Raw genomic sequence first — 20,335 nt, 5'->3', positions numbered from 1 at the left:
GGGGCTCGTCCTGTCCGTCTGTGGTTGCGCCTCGGTGCGGCGCAGTCACGCTTGCAATGTCCTGGGCTCGCCACCACACGATCAGCACCTTTCGCCGCTTTCGCGGGTTTTGCGTGCTGTGCTTGCCTTGCGGTGGCCAGGTATGCAAAGCCAGAGTTTACAAACACGTTTTTCTTCGTTGGCGTGGCCGGGGCGGGCGCAGATCATGGGCTGCAACTTTTCCCCCTCTTCCCTGTTCCAGGAGCCCGCTATGTCCGTCCAGTTCATCGGCATGATCCAGCCGCACGAAGTCTCTGAAACCATCACCCGCAAAGGCCCGGCAGTCGATCCAGCCTACGTGCGCGTGTTTGCGCAGGCGCACGAGCACGCGGGCTTTGACCGCATCCTGGTGCCCGCCAGCTCTTCCAGCCCTGACACGCTGCTCACCGTCAATTACGCAGCGTCCGTCACCGACAAAATCAAGTTCCTGCTGGCCCACCGCCCCGGCTTTGTGGCGCCCACGTTGGCGGCACGCCAACTCGCCACGCTCGACCACTACACCGGTGGCCGCGTAGCCGTGCACTACATCACCGGCGGCTCAGACGAAGACCAGCAGCGCGATGGCGACTTTGTCGGCCACGACGAGCGCTACGCCCGCACGGACGAGTACCTGGGCCTGCTGCGCCAGGTGTGGACGGCCGACAAACCTTTTGACCACGAAGGCGCGTACTACCGTGTCAAAGGCGCGTGGTCAGAGGTCAAGCCCGTGCAGGCCCCTTACGTGCCCATCTACTTTGGCGGTGCATCCGCCCCCGCCTTGCAGGTGGCGGGCAAGCACGCCGATGTGTACGCCCTGTGGGGCGAATCGCTGGAGCAGGCGGGCGACCTGGTGCGCCGCGTGCGCGCCGAGGCCGCGCGCCACGGCCGCACCGTGCAGTTCAGCATCTCGTTCCGCCCCATCCTGGGCGCCACCGAAGACGAAGCCTGGGCCCGCGCCTACCGCATCCTCGAAGAAACCCGCCGCCTGCGCGTGGACCAAGGCTACGCACGCGGTGGCCCGCAGCAAAGCGAAGGCGCACGCCGCCTGCTGGCCGATGCCGCCAAGGGCGACCGCGTGGACGAACACCTGTGGACGGCCATTGCCCGCGAAACCGGCGGGCGCTCCAACACCACATCGCTGGTCGGCACGCCCGAGCAGGTGGCCAACGCGCTGCTCAGGTACTACGACCTGGGCATCACCACCTTCCTCATCCGGGGCTTTGACCCGCTGCTGGACGCCATTGCCTATGGCCGCGACCTGCTGCCCCTGGTGCGCGCCAAAGTAGCCGAGCGCGAAGCCGCACGCGCCGCCCAGCCCGCCGAACGCAAGGCCGCGTGATGCCCGTGCACCCCCTTGCCGACGTGCAACCCACGGAACCTGCAAACGCTATGAGCCCTTTGATTCCCACCGTCCCGATCCCCCCCGCACACGGCACCCGCCGCCGCTGGCTGCAGCACATGGGCGCCGCATCGCTGGGCATGGCAGGCACCTTGTCGGGCGCTGCCACCTGGGCTCAAACCAGCGCCCAATCCAGTGGACAGGCCGCCCTGGTGCTGGGCGACCAGGCCGGCGGCCTGCGCGCCCTGTTCGAGGCAGCGCGCACGCTCGACGGCGCACCCTTTGCCTGGCGCTGGGCCAACTTCCAGGGCGCAGCCCCGCTGTTTGAAGCGCACCGCAGCGGCGCGGTAGACACCGCCATGGCGGGCGACCTGCCCGTGCTGGCCGCCGCCGTGGGCAAGACCCCGCTCAAAATCGTGGCCACCCGGGTGGGTCAGCCCGACTCGCTGGGCATCGTGGTGCAAGGCAACTCCGCCCTGCGCAGCGTGGCCGACCTGCGCGGCAAAACCGTGATCGTCTCGTCCGCACGCGGCAGCATCTCGCAATACCAGCTCTACGGCGCGCTGGAAGAAGCGGGCGTCAAGCGCGAAGAAGTCACCGTCAAATTTGTGCTGCCCACCGATGCTGCTGCTGCGTTCGCGTCCAGGCAAATCGACGCCTGGGCCATCTTCGACCCCTACTACACCATCGCCCTGCAACAAGGCGGCCGCATCCTGCGCGACGGGCGCGGCATCAACACCGCGCTGGGCTTCATCACCGCCACCGACGCCGCTCTGGCCGACCCCGCCAAACGCGCCGCCATCGTCCAGTACCTCGACCGCCTGGCCCGCGCTGGCGACTGGGCCCTGGCCAACCGCGAGGCCTATGCCCAGGTCTACACCCAGCTCACCCGCCTGCCCATCGAAGCGTCGCGCATCATCACCGGCCGCGCCGCCATCGCGGCCCGTCCAGTGACGCAGGCAGACATCGCAGCCCTGCAGACGGTGGCCGATCGCTCCGCCCGCGACGGCATCTTGCCCACACGGGTGGATGTGGCGGCGATCACGGATGCGCAGGTGTGGCGCGGGGCTGCCTGATCGGGCTGCAGCCCCGGATTTGAATCAAAAATGGCTCCAGCGCTTAAAGAATAAGCGCTGGCAGCTATTGAAATGAGAGCGTTTGGGTGCTGCTCTTTGCTCTTACTTCGTCGAGGCTGGAGTGCATGGGACGAAGCCCTGCAGCTTGCCGGGCCCATGCCATCCCCGCTGCTCTGAACGTCTCAGGCTTTCTTTTTCTCCAAACGCGCCAGCGTGGCTTCATACGCCAGCAGCACATCCGGTCTTTCTTCAGCGGCCGCATTGAAGCGGCTGGCAAGCATGGCGGCGTCGGCCTTGCGGCCCAGTTGGCCAATGGCCTTGAAGATCTTTTTCATGAAGGCTGGGTCGCCGCCGATGATTTTCTGCTCAAAGCGCAGCAGGTCCATGATGGGCTCCGCCAACTGCGCAGACTTGGTCTTACCCACCACGTCGAGCAGGTGCTTGCAGAGGTACAGATAGTTCTCAGAGAAGCCTTCGCGCTCGTTGAAGAAGGCGAGGAACAGCTCGGTGCAGGCCGGGCTGGCGATACCCGTCAGGACGCACATGATGATCTCGTGCTCGGACTCCATCTTGCCGACGTAGAACTCCTCCTGGTAGGTGGGCCGTGCCAGCGCCGTGTAAAAGCACTCGGTCATCGGCGCGATGGTGCGTTCGCCGTTTTCACAGAGCACGTACGCCAGCAAGTCCGACATCGCTTTGTCCGGGCGCAGGCCGTTGGCGACCATGGCGTGGAATGCGCCCTCCGCCGGGTGCGCCAGTGCACCGCGCAGGGTCGCTGCGTCACCACGCCGATTCAATAAGCTAGCGAAGGCCCGGCCCAGCAGCGCCAAATCGGTGATGGCGTAGAGCGCTGGCCAATCATTTTTCGCCATCAGGTCGGCCACGTGGCGCGTTGCCTTAAGGTCTTCTGCGACGGGCTCCCCCCTGGGCCATTCATCCTGCTTAAGCCGCAGGGCGATCTGCTCTTCGTGGTGCTGTGGGTCTGCGTAAAAGCTGGTGAATTTTCTGCCCGCCAGCGGTGCCAGGCTGGTGACGGGATTTTCCTGCACGTCCAGGTCCACCACGGCCGGGCATGCGGCCAACGGGGACAGATCGGTGATCTGGTTGCGGTCCACATGCAGCAAGGCCAGACCGGGGTAGCTCTGTACGAAGTGCAGGTCAGCAATGTTGTTGCCCGACAGGAACAGGGCCTTGAGCTGCGGCAGGTCCAGCCCTGCAGGAATGGCCGTCAACTTGTTGTTGAACAGGAACAGGTGGCTCAACACCTTGAAGCCGTTGAGCGCATCAAAGTCCGAGAACCGGCAGTTGTCGATGATCAGCGTCCCCAGGCGCGGCAGTGCCCGCAGCGCCTGGAGGTTGGTGAACTTCAGCCCCTGCAGCTCCAGCTTGCGCAGGCTGGCGATGTGGGCGATGCGCGCCAAGTCCAAGGGCTCTTTCATCTTGCTGCGGTCCAGCGTCAGTTCGAGCACATCGTCGCAGTCGGCAATTTGGTCCAGTTCTTCACTGGTAAAGCGCTCCAGGCGCAGGCCCTTGGAGTGGTTGAGTACCTTGACGCGGGTGTAGACCGAGTCGGTCCACTTGGATTTGATCTGGGCCATGGTGTCAGGTTGGGTGTGATGGAACAGGGGGCACAAAGCGCTCTAAAAGCGAGCTGCCAGCATGAAGCGGGCTGCGTCCGTTGATCATAGGGGGCATCGCTGCGAACGCAGTGGACAGGTTGTCCAGTGGGTGCGGTGCATCAGCGGGAAGACGGATTTGGCCAAGTCGCTACGGCCACCTCCATGGGATACACGCCGAACTTCATTTGTTGTTGAGCCGGGTCTCTGGCTACACTTCGGCTACTTAAACCAACAAAGCCGAGGGAGCGTCTAGTGCAATGTCCAACTTGTAGTCAATTCAATGCGGCCACTGACGTGCGGTGCCTGAATTGCAGGACCACGTTGATTTACGAGGCCGAAGGGCATTCAAAGCAATTCAAAAAGGCTGCGCATACGTTGGATGCCCGCATGTATTCGGGCATCGGCGCTTTGCTCGGCTTCTTCCTGGTGGCAGGTTTGCTCAAGTTTGTGTTCACAGCCCATTGGCTGTCTGATCGCGAGATTTATCTGGCCGCTGCACTTTCAGGCTTTGTGGGCTCTGTCATCGGGCTGGTGTTTCTGCGGTTCAAATCGAACTACTAGATAAAGATAGAGACAAATTCCGGCCAGCTTCCTGACTTCCAAGGTAGCGCCGAACTTTTCCACATTCGAAGGAAACGTCCACATGCCCATCCAGATCCAGCACGACGATGACCACACCGTCGAAACGCTCGATGAAGTCTCCATGACGTTCATGGCGCTCATGACCCATCGCTTGAACGCGGCGCTGCGTGAGAACGGCATTGCGTCGTCTGAACAGCGGCAAGAGATCTGCGCGCAGTTCATGTTCAGCCAAGCGTATGAACTGGATGCGGGTTGGTTTCAGGAAGAGAACGTGCGCTATTTCCCCAAGCTGTGTTTTTTGGAGCGCGCCAAGCCCACGGAAGACGAAAACCTGGGGGCGGTCAACGTGGTGCATATACCGAGTGAAGCCTCGTCTTGGCATGAATATGCACACGGCGTGGTGTCAGACTATTTTGAGTCCGGCGAATCGCTCGATCCTCCCGTGCGCACTGGCTCTTACGATCGGGAGAACGGTTGACCATCGCGCTCACACTGAGCGCAACGTGCCAAAGTTGAGGCACTGTCCTGCGCTATCGCTCTCACATCAGTGATGTGTTGTTTGTGGTGCCCCACGTAATTCGTTTTTGATACCCACCCGCGAGCCTGCGGGGCACCCATGCAAAGTTCCAAAGATCGCATCAAAGACGTTGTGGCGCGGGGACTTGCGCCCATGTTCAAAGCCCATGGTTTCAGAAAAAGCGGCCTGAATTTTTGGCGGTCCGCAGGGGCGGTTACCCATTACTTCAACGTGCAACTCTCTCAATGGAACCGAGGCGACGAGGGAGTGTTTTATCTCAACGCCGGGGTGATGTTTGACGAGATTTTTGCCCTGCGTGGCGAGTTGGTTCCGCCCACGCCCAAGTACGAACATTGCCAGTTCATGGTGAGGCTGGAGTGCCTGGATACGGCGCTACCGGCGTTCTATGGCGTGCCGACTGACACACCGATGGAGGCCTTTGCCCGCGAAATCGCATCTGTGGTGGAGCGTGTTTACGTGCAACCGCTGGCTGCGGTGCACAACGTGAAGGATTTCGATGCGTTGGGTTGGGCGCGCGCTGTGCCCTGGAGCTTCCCTGCGCTGATTGCCTATGCCGTGGGCCATTTGGAAGATGCGCGGCGGTTGGTGCAGGCCGAGGCCGACCACTTTGCGGACCGTGGCTGCACGTTTGAATCTGTGGCGGCGTCGCTGGGCCTGAAGTTCTGAGCGACGGCATCCTCGGATGCCTTTGCTTCTGTTTCGCTAGCCACTGCGCCCAGGCGCAATCTCAAAGACATCCCCGTTCGTCGGTGTCGCCGACTCATGGTAGATGTCGTACAGGTACTGCGTCAGCTCGGCCGGTGGTACATCAGAGGGAATCGCCAGGCCTGCGGGGCGGCGCTTGCCCTCGTTGCTGACGTGGAACGCGGACCATCCGGCCTCTGATCGTTCGATGGCGATGATGCGTCCAAAAACATTAAAGCGGTGCGGCATGGCGGAAGCGGCTCCTTGGATGATTGCGTGACAGCCGGCTTGTATGGGCGGGGTCGCCATGGTCTCACGACCCCACCGCCCGCATCCCCACCAACCCCGGCATCGCCCCCCGCATCGCCTCCAAAAACAACCGCAGCCGTGCCGGATAAAACCGCGCATATGGGTACACCAAGTACACCGGCAGCGGCGCCGCATGCCAGTTGGGCACCAGGTGCAGCAGGTGTCCCTGGCGCACGTCGTTGTCCACGATCCATGCCGATGAAATACACGCCCCCAGCCCGGCCAGGGCGGCGCTGCGCAGGGCGTACAGGCTGTCGGTGGCCAGGCGGGGCGTGATGCCGAAGGTGTGGGCCTCGCCGCCGGGCTCTTGCGTCAGCGTAACTTCGCGGCGGTAGAAGGTGCTCAGTGCCAGCCAGGGCAGGGGCTGCAGGTCTTGTGCGTGCCGGGGCGTGGGGCGCCCGGCCATCAGGGCAGGGGCGGCCAGCACGATGCGGGGCACTTCGGCCAGGCGCACCGCGACCACGCTGGGGTCGTCCACCGCGCCGACCTGGATGGCGCAGTCGATGCCTTCGGCGATGAAGTTGGGGCGGCGGTCGTGCAGCATCCATTCCACGTCCACCTCGGGGTAGCGGCGCAGGTAGGCCATCAGCGGGGCGATGAACTGGTCTTGTCCAAAGGCGTGCGGTGCCAGCACGCGCAGGGTGCCGCGCGGGGTGTCGGCCGTGCCGCGCAGGTCGTCTTCCATGGCGCGCCAGTCTTCCAGCAGGGCCTTGGCATGGGCAAAGCAGCGGTCGCCGTCTTCGGTCAGCTTCATCACATGGGTGGAGCGCTGCAGCAGCTTGATGCCCAGGCTGCGCTCCAGCGCCTGCAGGCGGCGGCTGACGGTGGGCTGGCTGGTGCCTAGTTGCTGTGCGGCGGCAGACAGGCTGCCGGCTTCGACGATGCGGACAAAAGTCTGCATCAGCTCGATGCGGTCGGCGCCGGGTGGCGGGGGGGGAGGGCTGGCAGGTTGGCGGTCATACGCCAAGCGTATAACGAATCTGCAATTCAGCCCACTACCCAGAGCGACGTCTGGACAGAACAATCGCCCCATTCCTTTTCAACCGATGGTGTTGTGATGTCTTCCATTCAAAATGTGCATGAAAGCGGTGCTACGGGTGCAGCCCCGGCCGCTGCGTCCGCAGAGCAGGGCGTGGGCGCGGTGAGCGCGCCGCTGCTGTTGCTGCTGGCCACCACGGCGGGGCTGAGCGTGGCCTCGCTGTACTACAGCCAGCCCATGCTGGGCGTGCTGGGGCCCGACATGCAGGCCGACAGCCGCGTGGTGGGTCTGGTGCCCACGCTCACGCAGCTGGGGTATGCGCTGGGCATCTTGCTGCTGGCGCCGCTGGGCGACCGGTATGACCGGCGCCGCATCATCGTCATCAAGTCCATCGCGCTGATGCTGGCGCTGCTGCTGAGCGGCCTGGCGCCCGGCATGGGCGCGCTGCTGGCGGCCAGCCTGGCCGTGGGGCTGGCGGCCACGGTGGCGCAAGACGTGGTGCCCGCTGCCGCCACGCTGGCCCCGGCCGCACAGCGCGGGCGCATGGTGGGCATTGTGATGACGGGGCTGCTGCTGGGCATATTGCTGTCGCGTGTGGTCAGCGGCTTTGTGGCGCAGCAGTGGGGCTGGCGCACGGTGTATGTGGCGGCGGCCGTGGCGATTGCGCTGCTGACGGTGGCGGTGTGGCGCGGGCTGCCGCGCTTTGCGCCGACCACGCAGCTGGGCTATGGCGCGCTGATCGGCTCGATGGTGGCGCTGTGGCGCCAGCACGCGGCGCTTCGCCGCGCGGCCTGGGCGCAGGGGCTGCTGGCCGTGGGCTTCAGCGCGTTCTGGTCCACGTTGGCGGTGATGCTGCACAGCCAGTTTGCGCTGGGCACGGCGGCGGCGGGGGCTTTTGGGTTGGCGGGTGCGGCAGGGGCTTTGGCTGCGCCGCTGGCCGGGCGCCTGGCTGACAAGCGCGGGCCCGAGGTGGTCACGCGCTATGGCGCAGGGCTGGCCGCTGCCTCGTTTGCACTGATGGCGCTGGCACCGCTGCTGCCTGCGCAGGCGCAGCTGGGGCTCATCGTGGTCAGCGCCATTGGCTTTGACTTTGGCGTGCAGGCCACACTGGTCGCGCACCAGACCATCGTCTACGGCATCGACCCCGCAGCGCGCAGCCGGCTCAATGCGCTGCTGTTCACCGGCATGTTCATCGGCATGTCGGCCGGGGCGGCGCTGGGCAGCCTGGCGCTGGCACAGTGGGGCTGGCTGGGTGTGGTGGCCCTGGCCACGGCGGGGTCGCTGGCAGCGCTGGGTGTGCGGCTGGCGGGCCGGTGATGGATGAAAAGTGCCTCTAGCGCTTTTGGATTAAGCGCTAAAAGCTATTGAAATGATAGCGATTGGGTCGGCGCTAACGTCCACCCGCTGGGTTCGTACACCGGTGGAATCAGGCCTTTTGCACGTCGATGTGGTACAGGCCCCAGGGGCACAGGGCAAAGCGTTCCTTGAGGGTTTTGCCCTGGAAGGCGGGCAGCACATCGGCGTCGTACACGGCCCACTGCGGGCCCAGGCCGCCCAGGGCCATGGGTTGGCCGTCGATGTGGGTGGCCACCAGCATGCGGTAGGCATGGGCATCGGCCAGGCTGATGTTGACGGTGTAGCCATCCACGGCGCGCAGCACCAGTTGCACGGGGCTGTTGGCGGGCACGCCCGCAGCGGCCAGCACGGTGGTGAGCAGCGGGCCCTGCAGGGTGTGGCGCTTGGCGTCGTACTCCAGCGTGGGCCGGATGGTGACCTGGGGCATGCGCTGCAGCGCGGCAGCGTCCAGCGCGTAGGCCGCGTTGAACTGAATGCCGTGCTTGCCCATCATCTGGTCGATGGTGGTGTCCAGCGCGCCCCGGTTGGGCTGGGTGATGGCGCCGCTCACGGTCAGCAGCGCCGGGCCGCGCAGGGCGGTTTTGGGGGCCGCTTTCTGGGCCGCCTGGCTGGCGCTGGCCGCACCCCACAGGCCTGCTAGGCCCACGCCAGCCGCCACAAAATTGCGTTTATTTATCGCTGTCATCCTGGTCCCCTTTTGCGTCGGTTGAGTGCCGGATGGTAAGCGGTCAGCGTGCCGGGCTGGCGGTGTTTTATGCAGCCTTTGCCACCTGCGCGGCCAGGGGCGCCGCCAGCGCCGCCTTGAAGCTCTTGTCCCACAGCGGCGCCACCTGTGCGGGCCCGTCCAGCACACCCAGTTGCAAAAAGGTGTCGGCCACGGCCTGGTGGCCTTGCACCACGCTGTCGTCCACGGCGCGCAGGTCGTAGTCGGTGCTGCGGTTGTTCCACAGCTCAATCAAGTCGCCCACGGCCACGCGGGTTTCGGCAGACTGGGCCTGGGCGTAGGCCAGGTAGTTGCTGTTGGCCCACAGGTAGGCACGGCGCAGGCGTTGCAGGTAGTCGGCAATGGCGGCGTGTTTGAGCGGGTCGTCCACCGCACGCGGGTTGGCATAGATGGGGAAGTTGCCCGAGAGGTAGCCCAGCCCGGTTTTGAGCACGCGCGCGCCATAGCGCAGCCGCGCCAGCTGGCCGTTGTAGCCATAGATGGCCCAGGCGTCCAGGTCGCCCCGGTCAAAGGCCGAGAGGCCGTCGGCCGGGGTGAGGTTGATGGCCTGGATGTCGTTGAAGCTCAGGCCCGCCTCGGCCAGTTGCTTGCTCAAAAAATAATGCGACGTGGTGGCACGCACATAGCCCACGCGCTTGCCCTTGAGGTCGGCAATGCGCTGGATGGGCGCGTCCTTGCGCGCGAGCGTGACCTGGTTGTTGAGGTCTTCGCGCACCACGGCGATGAAGCGCACCTGCGCCTTTTGGCGTGCGGCAAACAGGGCCGGGATCTCGCTGCCCGAGCCCACGTCCAGTGCATCGCCGTTCAGGGCCTCGATGTGCAGCACGCCGTTGTTCAGTTCGCGCCATTCAATGCGGTATGGCGGTTGTGCCAGGCCTGCAGCGGTAATCAGCGGGCGCCACAGGCCCTTGTAATAGCCGATGCGCAGCGTGACTTTGGAGAGGTCGGCCGCTGTGGGGGCCGGGGGCGCGGCCCACGCCGGCATGCTGGCCGTGGTGGCCCAGGCGGCGGCGCTCAGGCTGGCTTGCAGGAGGTGGCGGCGGTTCAGTGGATGGGTGTCAGACATGGCAGGAGTGAGGCGGGTTACGTGGATCGATGGAGAAGACCGCGAGATTCGGCCAAGCGCGGCCACTGTGCAAAGACTGTTGCGTAGCATCGATATGCAAGAAATGAGGGCGTCTTGCCGCTGCCCTGCCGTGGCTGCGGGCGCCGCTGCTGCACATGCCAAAACCGCATGTGGTCACGCGGATTTCTTCGTTGGCGGTGGGGGCGCAGGCTTCTATGGTGGGGGCGCACTGCCTTCTCTTCCTTTTTGAAACCACCCCCACTGAAAGCCGCCGCCATGTCCGCCGTTCTCAAGCCCGTGCCCGATGTCTTTGCCGATGCCTCCGTCCACTCTGCGCCCTCGGCCCTGGCCGTCAACCCCCACCCGCAGCGCAAAGACTGGTTTGACCCGGCCCCTGCGCGCCCCACGCTGGAGGCCGAGCGCCGCTACCGCAAGGAGCGCCTGGCCGTGGCCTTTCGGCTGTTTGCGCAGTTTGGTTTTGACTACGGCCTGGCGGGCCACATCACGGCCCGCGACCCCGAGCGGCTCGACCACTTCTGGGTCAACCCGCTGGGCATCCACTTCTCGCAGATCAAGGTGTCTGACCTGCTCTTGGTCAATGCTGCAGGCGAGATCGTGGTGGGCGAGGGGCCGCTGAACCGTGCGGCCTTCGCCATCCACGCCGCCCTGCACGAGGTGCGCCCCGATGTGGTGGCGGCCGCCCACACCCATTCCACCTACGGCAAGGCCTGGTCGGCCCTGGGCCGCAAGCTCGACCCGCTCACGCAGGATTCTTGCGTGTTCTACGGCGATCATGGCCTGTTTGACGACTTCAGCGGCGTGGTGCTGGAGACGGACGAGGGCTTTCGCATCGGCAAGGCGCTGGGCCAGCACAAGGCCGTGATCTTGAAGAACCACGGCATCCTCACGGCCGGGCCTTCGGTGGAGTCGGCCGCGTGGTGGTACATCGCACTAGAGAACGCCTGCCAGGCCCAGCTGCTGGCCGAGGCGGCCGGTACACCCAGCCCGATTTCGCCCGAGGTGGCGGCGCTCACGCATTCGCAAATCGGCCGCCCCGGCGGGGCCGAGCATGCGTTCCAGAGCCTGTACGACATCGTGGTGCGCCAGCAGCCCGAGGTGCTGCAGTGAATGCGCCACTGACCTGGGAGCAGACGGCGCGCACGCTGGCGGTGGAGTTTGCCAGCCGCGCTGCGGCGCACGACGCCGATGGCAGCTTTCCGTTCGAGAACTTTGAGGCGCTGCACCAGGCCGGTCTGCTGACGCTGGCCGCCCCCCAGGCGCTGGGCGGGCAGGGCGCCACGCTGGCACAGCTGGGCAGCGTGATCGGCGCCATTGGCTACGCCTGCCCGGCCACGGCTTTGGTGCTGACCATGCAGTACATCCAGCACCGCAGCATGGGCCGCGTACCCGGTTCGCGCCCGGCGCGCTCGTGGCCCGAGCCACTGGCGCGCAAGCTGGTGGCCGAGGCGGCGGCAGGCGTATCCCTGGTCAACGCCCTGCGCGTGGAGTCCGAGCTGGGCTCGCCCGCACGCGGCGGCCTGCCCGCCACCGTGGCGCGGCACACGCCCGAGGGCTGGCGCATCAGCGGCCACAAAATCTATTCCACCGGCTCGCCCATCCTGCGCTGGTACAGCGTGTGGGCGCGCACCGACGAGGTGGTTCCCCGTGTTGGTAATTTTTTGGTGCAAGCGGGCCTGCCCGGCGCGCGCATGGTCGAGACCTGGGACCACCTGGGCCTGCGCGCCAGCGGCAGCCACGACGTGGTGTTGGACGATGTGCTCATTCCGCTCGACCACGCCATCGACCTGCGCGCCCCGGCCGACTGGGCTGGCGGCGAGCCCTGGCTGCAGGTGGAGATGGCGGTGATGCTGGGCGCGCTCTACACCGGCGTGGCCCAGGCCGCGCGCGACTGGCTGGTGCGCTTTCTGCACGAACGCAAGCCCGCCAGCCTGGGCGCAGCGCTGGCTACCCTGCCGCGTGCGCAAGAGGCCCTGGGCAGCATCGAGGCGCTGCTGCTGACCAACCAGCGCCTGGTGGCCAGCCTGGCCCGCGATGCGGACGAGGGCGCGCCCCTGTCGGCCGTGCACAGCGGCCTCATCAAATCCATCACCACTGGCAACGCCGTGCAGGCGGTGGAGCAGGCCCTGGCCTTGACCAGCAACCACGGCCTGGCCCGCAAGAACCCGCTGGAGCGCCACCTGCGCGACGTGCTGTGCGGCCGCATCCACACTCCGCAAGACGACAGCGCCCGTGTGGCGGCGGGGCGCCTGGCGCTGGGGCTGTGAACGTGGCCGCTGTGCCTTCTTCCCTCTCTTCGCCTTCGCCTTCGCCTTTGTTTTTGCCACGCCCCGTGGTCATCAACCAGGCGGGCCGCGCTGCTGCCCAGGCCGTGCAGGCTGCGGGCCTGGGCGTGCAGCTGCTGGACGCAGAAAGCGATGCCCCCTGGGCCGTGGCCGCGCAGGGCGATGTGCTGCTGACCGGCCCGCGCAACGGCTGGCTGAAGCCACCACCAGCGCGGCCTGCAGGCTGGCCTGGGCGCCTGCGCTGGGTGCACGTGACGTCGGCCGGGGTGGACTACTACCCGCCCTGGCTGTGGGACGTGCCGCAGGTGAGCTGCTCGCGTGGCGTGGCCGCAGTGCCCATTGCCGAATACGTGCTGGCCGCCCTGCTGGACCATGCCAAGAACTGGACCAGCCTGCGCGTGCACAGCCCGCAGCAGTGGCGGGCCACGTTCGATCGCGCCACCCACAGCCCGCTGGCCTTGTTGCAAGGGCAGACGCTGGGCTTGGCGGGCTATGGCGCCATTGGCCAGGCCATCGCCCAGCGCGCTGCAGCGCTGGGCCTGCGCACGCTGGCCTGGCGGCGCACGCCTGCGGCATCGGCCACAGCGCCTCAGCCCCCGTCTCGCGCGCCTGCCGATGCGGTGCAGTGGGTGGATTCGCTAGAGGCCTTGCTGGCGCAGTCAGACCACTTGGTGTTGGCCTTGCCGCTGACGGCGCAGACCCACCAGGTGCTGAACGCACAGACATTGCAGCACGCCCGCCCTGGCTTGCACTTGGTCAACATTGCCCGTGGCGCGCTGTTGGACCAGACCGCTTTGCTGCAGGCGCTGGACGACGGCCGCATCGCCCGTGCCACGCTGGACGTGACCGACCCCGAACCCCTGCCCGAGGGCCACCCGCTGTACCACCACCCCCGCGTGGTGCTCACTCCGCACCTCTCGTGGTCTGCCGCCAATGCGCCTGCGCTCACGGCGCAAAAGTTTGCAGACAACCTGGGGCGCTATGTGCGCGGCGAGGCCCTGCACGATCTGGTGCGGGGCCACGGTAGTTACTGAAAGCCTGGGCATGGCCTGCCGCCGCGCAGTGCCGAACGGCCGCAAGACACCGCCACTGCAAACCGCATATCCAACTGCAAAACGCTTCGTTGGTGTTTGGGGGGCGGGCTGATGCAATGGGTGCAAGTTCATCCTGCCCCTCATCTGATCTGCCATGACCATGCAACGCCGCCAGTTCCATCGCCTGCTCACCGCCTCGGTGTCAGCCGCCTCTTTCCTCTCGCCCGTGCTGGTGCATGCACAGGCCAAAACCGTGCTGCGTGCGGGCGACCAAAAAGGTGGCTTGCGCGCCCTGCTCGAAGCGGCGGGTGAGCTTAAAGACCTGAGCTACGACATCAAGTGGACGGAGTTTCCTGCCGCTGCGCCGCTGGCCGAGGCCCTCAACGCCGACGCGGTGGACTTCGGCCCCATTGGCGACGCGCCGCTGCTCTTCACCCTGGCCGCAGGCAGCCGCGTCAAGGCCTTTGCCGCCAACCGCTCTGACCCCTATGGCACGGCCATCCTGGTCACGCCGCAGTCCACGCTCAAGGACGCCAGCAGCCTCAAGGGCAAGAGCATTGCTACCAACCGGGGCTCCATCGGGCACTACGTCACGCTCAAGGCGCTGGAAGCGGTGGGGCTCACGGCCGACGATGTGCAGATCAAGTTCATCCCGCCCGCCGATGCCAAGCTGGCGCTGACGCAAGGCGCAGTGGACGCCTGGGCCACCTGGGAGCCCTACACCGCGCTGGCCGAAACCAGCAAGCACGCGCGCGTGCTGGTCAGCGGGCGCGGCCTGTCGTCTGGCCTGAGCTTTTTGGCGGCCACAGAATCGGCCCTGCAAAACAAGCGCGCCGTGCTGCAAGACTTCAAGGCCCGCGTGGAGCGTGCCCAGGTCTGGTCGTACCAACGCCCGGCCGAGTTTGGCGCCGCACTGGCCCGCGTCATCGGCATCCCCGAAGAGGCCGCGCGCCTGCAGTTTGAGCGCCGCGCCACCCGCTGGCTGCCGATTGACGCGCAGGTGGTGGCCGACCAGCAGCGCACCGCAGACTTCTACCTGAAGGTGGGCCTGGTCAAGCAAAAGCTCGATGTGAGCAAGACGTTTGACAGCCAGTTCTCGCAGCTGGCCTGAGAACAGGTTCTGAGGCTGTTCAAAGCGACGAAGCACGGGCGCCAGAGCGTGGTGCCCGATGGGCGCTGGACAAGGCCCGCCCGCTCACACTGAGCTTGCGAGGACTCAACCCGGTGGAATGCCTACTGAAGAGGCGGCCTGAGAGCGGCTCACAAAGATCCCCCGGCGTTGTTGCCTCGCCTTGTCGCACCGCTTAGCCAGGGCCACCTGGCTGAGTCTTGTGATTCGCTCCCTTTGGCGGGATGGCCGCTGTCCAACTTGTGCGGGCAGTTCAGGCCCTGGGCGCTTCGCTCAGTCCAGTGTGAGCCGCTGCTTCTCCACCACGCGTTTGTATACATCCAGCTCGGCGCGGATTTGAGCGGCAAACTGGTCGGGGGTGTTCAGGATCAGCTGCGAGCCCGTGTCTTCAATGCGTTTTTTCACATCGGGCTTGTCGGTGGCTTGGATCACAGCGGCGGCCAGTTTTTCCACCACTGCCTTGGGCAGGCCTTTGGGGCCCACGATGCCGTAGTAGGCCATGCGGTTCACGGGCTCCAGGCCCACCTCTTTGAAGGTGGGAACGCCCGGCAACTGGGGCAGGCGCTGGGGGGCCGCCACCACGATGGGCACCAGCCGCCCCGACTGGATGAAGGGCAGAGCTGAGGGCAGGTTGTCGAACACGATGGGCACCTGACCTGCCATGGTGTCGTTGAGCGCAGGGCCCGAGCCGCGATAGGGGATGTGGGTGATGAAGGTGCCCGAGAGGCTTTTGAACAGCTCCATCTGCATGTGCCCGATGGAGCCTGTGCCTGCGGTGGCGTAGCTGTATTTGCCAGGCTGTGCCTTGAGCGCACGCACAAACTCCTGATAGTCGCGTACCGCAAGGCTGGGGTGCACGGCAAGCACGTTGGGTGTGGCGGCCACGTTGATGATGGGAGTGAAGTCGCTTGTCGGGTCATAACCCACCTTGGGGTTGATGGCGGGCCCTGCCGCTGTGGTGGACACGGTGGCCATGCCCAGCACGTAGCCGTCGGCGGGCTGGCGGGCCAGCTCTTGCGTGCCCAACGCGCCCCCGGCGCCGCCTTTGTTGTCCACCACCACGGGCTGCCCCAGCGCAGACGCCATGCCAGTGGCCACCACGCGGGCAATGATGTCGGTGGTGCCGCCCGCAGCAAACGGCACGATGAGCCGCACGGGTTTGATGGGGTAGGCTGTCTGCGCGGGGGGCTGGGCATGCGCTGCGGGTGCGATGAGCGCGCTGGCGCACAGTGCTACGGCTACCGACCTCACTGCTGCTGCGGTGGCGGCGCTGGCCGGCAAGCAACGTGGGCGCATGTGGAGCGCCTGGGGCACGGGGTGAAAGGCGCGCAAGGTAGGGTTCATGGGTTTTGTCTCCTGGTTGGTTGGGGTTTGGCTTCGGAATCAGCGCGGGGGATGGGCGGCTGGCGGGTTCAATGCCCAGAGCGCTCGCCGGTCCATGAGGTGCTCTGGCCCCAGCTCTGCGCAGGTGGTGGCACCCAACATCGCCAGGTTGCGGTCCACCTCGGCGCGCAGCAGGTCGATGGCGGCGACGACGCCCGCCTCGCCGTCCACTACAGCGGCATAGTTGAAGGGGCGACCCACGAACACTGCCTGCGCACCCAGCGCCAGGGCCTTGATCACGTCAGTGCCCCGGCGAATGCCACCGTCCAGCATCACCGTCATGCCGCTGCCGACCTGCTCGGCAATGGCGGGCAGCACGCGCAGCGGGGCCACGGCGCCGTCGAGCTGGCGGCCGCCGTGGTTGCTGACGATGATGCCGTCCACCCCGTGCTGGCGGGCCAGTGCGGCGTCTTGCGGGCTGAGGATGCCCTTGACCACCAGCGGCCCCTGCCACTGGCGGCGGATGTGGGCGATGTGGCTCCAATCAAAGTGGTCGCGGGCGGCAAAGTCGCGCTGCACGCGTGAGGACAGGATGGGCGCGCCGCGCTCGGCAAACGAGTTTTCAAAATGCGGCATGCCGTGGCGTGCCAGGGTGCGCAGCAGCGTGCCCGCCAGCCAGCGTGGGCGCACCAGGCCGTCCCACGCCAAGCGCAGGCTGGGGCGCAGCGGGGTGGAGAAGCCCGCGCGGATGTTGTTCTCGCGGTTGCCCGCCACGGGGATGTCCACCGTGACCACCAGGGTCTGCACGCCAGCCTTCTTCACGCGCTGCAGCAGCGCGTCGATGCGCTCGGGGGTGCCGGGCAGATAGGCCTGGAACCAGGTGCCCGGGGCTGCGGCCATGACATCTTCGAGCCGGATCAGTGAGCTGCCGCTTTGCACGGCAGGGATGCCTGCTGCCGCCGCCGCGCGGGCCAGCACGATGTCGCCCCGGTAGGCCGACAGGGCGGCAATGCCCATGGGCGCAACGCCGAAGGGGCTGGCATAGCGCTGGCCGAACAGCGTCACGCTCTGGTCGCGCTCGGCCACGTTGCGCAGCACGCGGGGGACGAGGGCCAGCTCGGCAAAAGCCTGACGGTTGTCGCCCAGCGCCTGGTTGTCCTCGGCTGCCCCGGCCACGTAGCCAAAGATGGGGCGCGGCAGCACGCGGCGGGCGGCGGCTTCAAAGTCGTCCAGCGACAGAAGATTGGCAGTGCGGCCACTGCGGCGCGTGCCGCTGAAAGAGCCCCAGGCGTTGGGGGTGGGTGGTTGGGGTGTGGAGGTGCGGGAGGAGGTGGACATGGCTCGGCTCCAGGCAAGAGCGGGCAAGGGGGTTCAAAGAGGGCTGGAGGGCAGTGTCCTGAAACCGCAATAATCAAGAAAGCGAATTTATTGACACTCATTTGTTCGCCAAATCAGAATGAAATGGAAAACAAGGCGATGACATGACCCTCAAGCAGCTCGAAGCCTTCTACTGGGCTGCCACGTGCAGCAGCTTTGCCACTGCGGCCGAGCGGGTGCACCTGTCGGTGTCATCGCTGTCCAAACGCATCACCGAGCTGGAAACTTCTCTGGGCCAGGTGCTGTTTGACCGCGCCGGGCACCGCGCCGCGTTGACCGAGGCTGGAACGCGCCTGGTGCCACTGGCCGGTGCTCTGCTGCAGCAGGCAGACCGCCTGCAACAGGAAATGGGCAGCACCACCGGCCTTCGCGGGCCCTGCCGCCTGGGGGTGGGCGAGCTCACGGCGTTGACCTGGCTCCCCCTGCTGGTCACAGCCTTGGTCGATGCGCACCCGGAGCTGGACCTGAGCGTGCATGTGGACGTGGGCGAGGCCCTGGCCGATCGGCTGGAAAAGGGCGAGTTGGATGCCGCTGTGATCGCGGGTGCGGCCAGCCGCAGCGCCTTGACGTCGGTGCCGCTGGCACAGGCGGCATTCATGTGGTGCGCTGCGCCCCGTGTTGCAAACGGTGTGCGTCGCATGGATGCCGATACGTTGTTGCGGCATCCATTGGTCACCTTGCCGCATGGCTCCGGGGTCACTCACCTGCTGGACGATTGGCTGCGGCAGGCTGCTGCACCGGAACCACGGCGACTGGTCTGCAACCATTGGGGGGGCATCGTTGGGTTGCTTGCGTATGGTCAGGGCGTGGGCCTGCTTCCGGAAGGGCTCGCGCAGACCATGTGCCGACGCAAGGTGCTCCAGGAGTTGTCCAGCGCCGTTCCCTTGGGGCGATTGGACTATGCGTTGCACACCCGCCGGGATGACTTGCGACCACTGGTGACTGAGTTGCGCAGCCAGGCCGTGCAAAACGCCAATTTTGCAGAGGCGGCTGGGTTTTTCTGAGTCTCGCGCCTTGAAGGGACACCAGCGTTGCAGTCCTCAGTCCATTGCCCCCGGCACGGTGCTCACCCCGAGGACGTGCGCTTTGACTTCGCCTTGCATGGCGTTTGCGGTTCAGTGCTTGCCCTTCCACGGCACCAGCACCCGCTCGGCCAGGCGCATGGCCAGGGAGAAGGAAAACGCCAGCGCGGCGATCACGCCGATGCCGACAAACACGGCGTCGGTGGCCAGGAAGTGCGAGGCCGACATGATCATGTAGCCAATGCCCCGGGTGGAGGCGATCAGCTCGGCCGCCACCAGCGTGCCCCAGCCCACGCCCAGGGCGATGCGGATGCCGGTGAGGATTTCGGGCAGGGCCGAGGGCAGCACGATGTGGGTGAACAGTTGCCCCCGCGTGGCGCCCAGTGACAGGGCGGCGTTGACCCGCTCCAGCGGCAGGGCGCGCACGCCGGCCTGGGCCGACAGCACCACGGGCGCAAACATGGCCAGGGCCAGCAGGGCGATTTTGGAGGTCTCGCCAATGCCCAGCCAGATGATCATGAGCGGCAGGTAGGCCAGTGGCGGCAGGGGCCAGTAGAACTCGATGGGCGCATCGAGCACGCCCTTGGCCCAGCGGTTCAGCCCCATCAGCAGGCCCAGTGGCACGCCCAGGCCCACGGCGATGACGGCGGCGCTGACGATGCGCGTCAGGCTGGCGGCCACATGCTCCCACAGGGTGGCGTTGGCATAGCCCTCGGTGAAGATGCTCACGCCCGTGGCCCACACCTCGGCTGGCGTGGGCATGAACAGGCTGGGCACCCAGCCGGTTTGCGCCACCAGCCACCAGGCCAGCAGCAGGGCCAGCGCGGCGCCGATGCTGATGGGCACGGTGGAGCGCTCGCCTACGCCAAAGCCCCGGGGCTTGACGGTGCGCGGGGCGGGGGGAATGGGCGCATTGGTCTTGGCGGGCGCCTCAGCGCTTCCGTATTCATCGCCCTTTTCTGCGGTGGGCAGCAGGTAGTTCAAAACCAGGTCGTTCATGCCAGGGCTCCTTGTTTGGCGTGCGCAGCGGCGTGCTCAGTGCTGTCAGCGCTGTGGGCGCTGTCGGTGTGTTCTGAGAGGTGGACGATGTCGCGGATCTGTTCGCGCAGCTGCGCAAAGCCGGGCAGGGTCTTGATGGCCTTGGCGTTGCCTTCTTGGGCAAAGCGCTGCACGTAGTCCAGGTCAAACCGGGCCACGATGCGCCCTGGGCGGGGCGACATGACGATGACTTCGGTGCCGAGAAAGATGGCTTCCTCGATGGAGTGGGTGATGAAGAACACCTGCTTGCCCGTGCGCTGCCACACGGACACGAGCAGCTCTTGCATCTGCTCGCGCGTCATGCTGTCCAGCGCACCAAAGGGCTCGTCCATGAGCAGGATGTCGGGGTTGGGCGCCAGGGCGCGGGCCAGGCCCACGCGCTGGCGCATGCCGCCAGACAGCTCATACGGCGCGGCGTCGGCAAAGTCTTGCAGGCCCACCAGCTCCAGCAGCTCTTGCGCACGCTCGCGCCGCTGGGCGCGGCTGGCACCGGCAAACTGCAGGCCCAGGGCCACGTTCTCCGCCACCGATTTCCAGGGCAGCAGCGTGTCTTTCTGGAACACCACGCCACGGTCTGCACCGGGGCGGGTGATGGGTCGGCTGTGCAGCGTGATGCTGCCTTCGGACAGCGGCAAAAACCCCGCCATGGCGTTGAGCAGGGTGGACTTGCCGCAGCCCGAGGTGCCCAGGGCCACCACGAAGCCGCGCGGCGGGATGTCGAGCGAGACCCGGTGCAGCGCCTGCACAGCGCGGCCGTCGCGGGCCTCAAAGAAAACACTGGCGTCGCGCACAGACAGCATGGTGGGGCTCCGGTGGGGC

Annotated in this window: 20 protein-coding genes; 11 read left to right on the top strand and 9 right to left on the bottom strand. The window is 66.3% G+C overall.

All coding sequences use genetic code 11. From position 1 onward, the window contains the following. The first annotated feature begins 250 nt into the window (after positions 1–250). Positions 251–1,357 carry an LLM class flavin-dependent oxidoreductase gene (locus CLU86_RS13440; RefSeq protein ID WP_099741950.1) on the top strand — a complete coding sequence of 369 codons (1,107 nt, stop codon included), beginning with the start codon at positions 251–253 and terminating at the stop codon, positions 1,355–1,357. A gap of 50 nt (positions 1,358–1,407) precedes the next feature. Further along, entirely contained in the window at positions 1,408–2,433 is a 1,026-nt protein-coding gene (locus CLU86_RS13435; protein WP_199175123.1) for an ABC transporter substrate-binding protein, read from the top strand. Positions 2,434–2,615: 182 nt separating this feature from the next. On the opposite strand, the gene CLU86_RS13430 is transcribed toward CLU86_RS13435, so the two are convergent. Further along, a complete protein-coding gene (locus CLU86_RS13430; protein WP_099741949.1) occupies positions 2,616–4,031 on the bottom strand; it encodes a leucine-rich repeat domain-containing protein in 1,416 nt (471 codons plus the stop codon). 408 nt (positions 4,032–4,439) lie between these two features. On the opposite strand from CLU86_RS13430, the gene CLU86_RS22840 reads away from it, so the two are divergent. The 3 genes from CLU86_RS22840 to CLU86_RS13415 all read left to right on the top strand — a co-directional run bounded on the left by CLU86_RS22840 (position 4,440) and on the right by CLU86_RS13415 (position 5,838). After that, positions 4,440–4,613, top strand: a complete 174-nt coding sequence (locus CLU86_RS22840) for a hypothetical protein (RefSeq protein ID WP_158236330.1) — start codon at positions 4,440–4,442, stop codon at positions 4,611–4,613. 82 nt (positions 4,614–4,695) lie between these two features. Next, on the top strand, positions 4,696–5,112 hold the full coding sequence (locus tag CLU86_RS13420) for a hypothetical protein (RefSeq protein ID WP_099741947.1): 417 nt from the start codon (positions 4,696–4,698) through the stop codon (positions 5,110–5,112). Between the two features lie 138 nt (positions 5,113–5,250). After that, entirely contained in the window at positions 5,251–5,838 is a 588-nt protein-coding gene (locus CLU86_RS13415; RefSeq protein ID WP_099741946.1) for a DUF4304 domain-containing protein, read from the top strand. A 36-nt stretch (positions 5,839–5,874) separates the two neighbouring features. On the opposite strand, the gene CLU86_RS13410 is transcribed toward CLU86_RS13415, so the two are convergent. After that, complete coding sequence (locus tag CLU86_RS13410) at positions 5,875–6,105, bottom strand: hypothetical protein (protein ID WP_099741945.1); 231 nt, start codon at positions 6,103–6,105, stop codon at positions 5,875–5,877. A 64-nt stretch (positions 6,106–6,169) separates the two neighbouring features. After that, entirely contained in the window at positions 6,170–7,066 is an 897-nt protein-coding gene (locus CLU86_RS13405; protein WP_099743562.1) for a LysR family transcriptional regulator, read from the bottom strand. A gap of 156 nt (positions 7,067–7,222) precedes the next feature. On the opposite strand from CLU86_RS13405, the gene CLU86_RS13400 reads away from it, so the two are divergent. Next, positions 7,223–8,461, top strand: coding sequence for an MFS transporter (locus CLU86_RS13400; RefSeq protein WP_099741944.1), 1,239 nt, complete (start codon positions 7,223–7,225; stop codon positions 8,459–8,461). 109 nt (positions 8,462–8,570) lie between these two features. Here the strand turns inward: CLU86_RS13400 and CLU86_RS13395 are convergent, their stop codons facing one another. Beyond that, a complete protein-coding gene (locus tag CLU86_RS13395) occupies positions 8,571–9,176 on the bottom strand; it encodes a molybdopterin-dependent oxidoreductase (protein ID WP_099743561.1) in 606 nt (201 codons plus the stop codon). A 76-nt stretch (positions 9,177–9,252) separates the two neighbouring features. After that, on the bottom strand, positions 9,253–10,290 hold the full coding sequence (locus tag CLU86_RS13390) for an ABC transporter substrate-binding protein (RefSeq protein WP_099741943.1): 1,038 nt from the start codon (positions 10,288–10,290) through the stop codon (positions 9,253–9,255). Between the two features lie 276 nt (positions 10,291–10,566). On the opposite strand from CLU86_RS13390, the gene CLU86_RS13385 reads away from it, so the two are divergent. From CLU86_RS13385 to CLU86_RS13370, 4 genes are all read left to right on the top strand, one after another. Beyond that, positions 10,567–11,418, top strand: coding sequence for a class II aldolase/adducin family protein (locus CLU86_RS13385; RefSeq protein ID WP_099741942.1), 852 nt, complete (start codon positions 10,567–10,569; stop codon positions 11,416–11,418). Beyond that, positions 11,415–12,575, top strand: a complete 1,161-nt coding sequence (locus tag CLU86_RS13380; protein ID WP_099741941.1) for an acyl-CoA dehydrogenase family protein — start codon at positions 11,415–11,417, stop codon at positions 12,573–12,575. The genes CLU86_RS13385 and CLU86_RS13380 overlap by 4 nt, the downstream gene beginning before the upstream one ends. Before the next feature lie 11 nt (positions 12,576–12,586). Continuing rightward, a complete protein-coding gene (locus CLU86_RS13375) occupies positions 12,587–13,627 on the top strand; it encodes an NAD(P)-dependent oxidoreductase (RefSeq protein WP_233194998.1) in 1,041 nt (346 codons plus the stop codon). A 160-nt stretch (positions 13,628–13,787) separates the two neighbouring features. Continuing rightward, positions 13,788–14,738 carry an ABC transporter substrate-binding protein gene (locus tag CLU86_RS13370; protein WP_369803876.1) on the top strand — a complete coding sequence of 317 codons (951 nt, stop codon included), beginning with the start codon at positions 13,788–13,790 and terminating at the stop codon, positions 14,736–14,738. Positions 14,739–15,029: 291 nt separating this feature from the next. Here CLU86_RS13370 and CLU86_RS13365 read toward each other — a convergent pair whose 3' ends face one another. Then, entirely contained in the window at positions 15,030–16,052 is a 1,023-nt protein-coding gene (locus CLU86_RS13365; protein WP_099741940.1) for a tripartite tricarboxylate transporter substrate binding protein BugE, read from the bottom strand. 87 nt (positions 16,053–16,139) lie between these two features. Beyond that, the gene (locus CLU86_RS13360; RefSeq protein WP_099741939.1) at positions 16,140–17,417 is read right to left on the bottom strand and encodes an alpha-hydroxy acid oxidase; all 1,278 of its coding nucleotides are present in this window, start codon (positions 17,415–17,417) and stop codon (positions 16,140–16,142) included. Between the two features lie 143 nt (positions 17,418–17,560). Between CLU86_RS13360 and CLU86_RS13355 the strand changes: the two genes are divergently transcribed. Then, positions 17,561–18,460 (top strand): LysR family transcriptional regulator, encoded by a 900-nt coding sequence (locus CLU86_RS13355; RefSeq protein WP_099741938.1) that lies wholly within the window; start codon positions 17,561–17,563, stop codon positions 18,458–18,460. 111 nt (positions 18,461–18,571) lie between these two features. Here the strand turns inward: CLU86_RS13355 and CLU86_RS13350 are convergent, their stop codons facing one another. Together CLU86_RS13350 and CLU86_RS13345 are read right to left on the bottom strand one after the other, a co-directional pair. Further along, positions 18,572–19,477, bottom strand: coding sequence for an ABC transporter permease subunit (locus tag CLU86_RS13350; RefSeq protein ID WP_099741937.1), 906 nt, complete (start codon positions 19,475–19,477; stop codon positions 18,572–18,574). Next, on the bottom strand, positions 19,474–20,316 hold the full coding sequence (locus CLU86_RS13345) for a taurine ABC transporter ATP-binding protein (protein ID WP_099741936.1): 843 nt from the start codon (positions 20,314–20,316) through the stop codon (positions 19,474–19,476). Before CLU86_RS13345 ends, CLU86_RS13350 begins: the two co-directional genes overlap by 4 nt. Positions 20,317–20,335: the final 19 nt, after the last annotated feature.

Origin of the sequence: Acidovorax sp. 62 (assembly GCF_002754495.1) — a bacterium.
Classification (GTDB): Bacteria; Pseudomonadota; Gammaproteobacteria; order Burkholderiales; family Burkholderiaceae_C; genus Acidovorax.
Note: the sequence above shows the minus strand (reverse complement) of the source record. Positions and strands in the feature narration are given on the sequence as shown.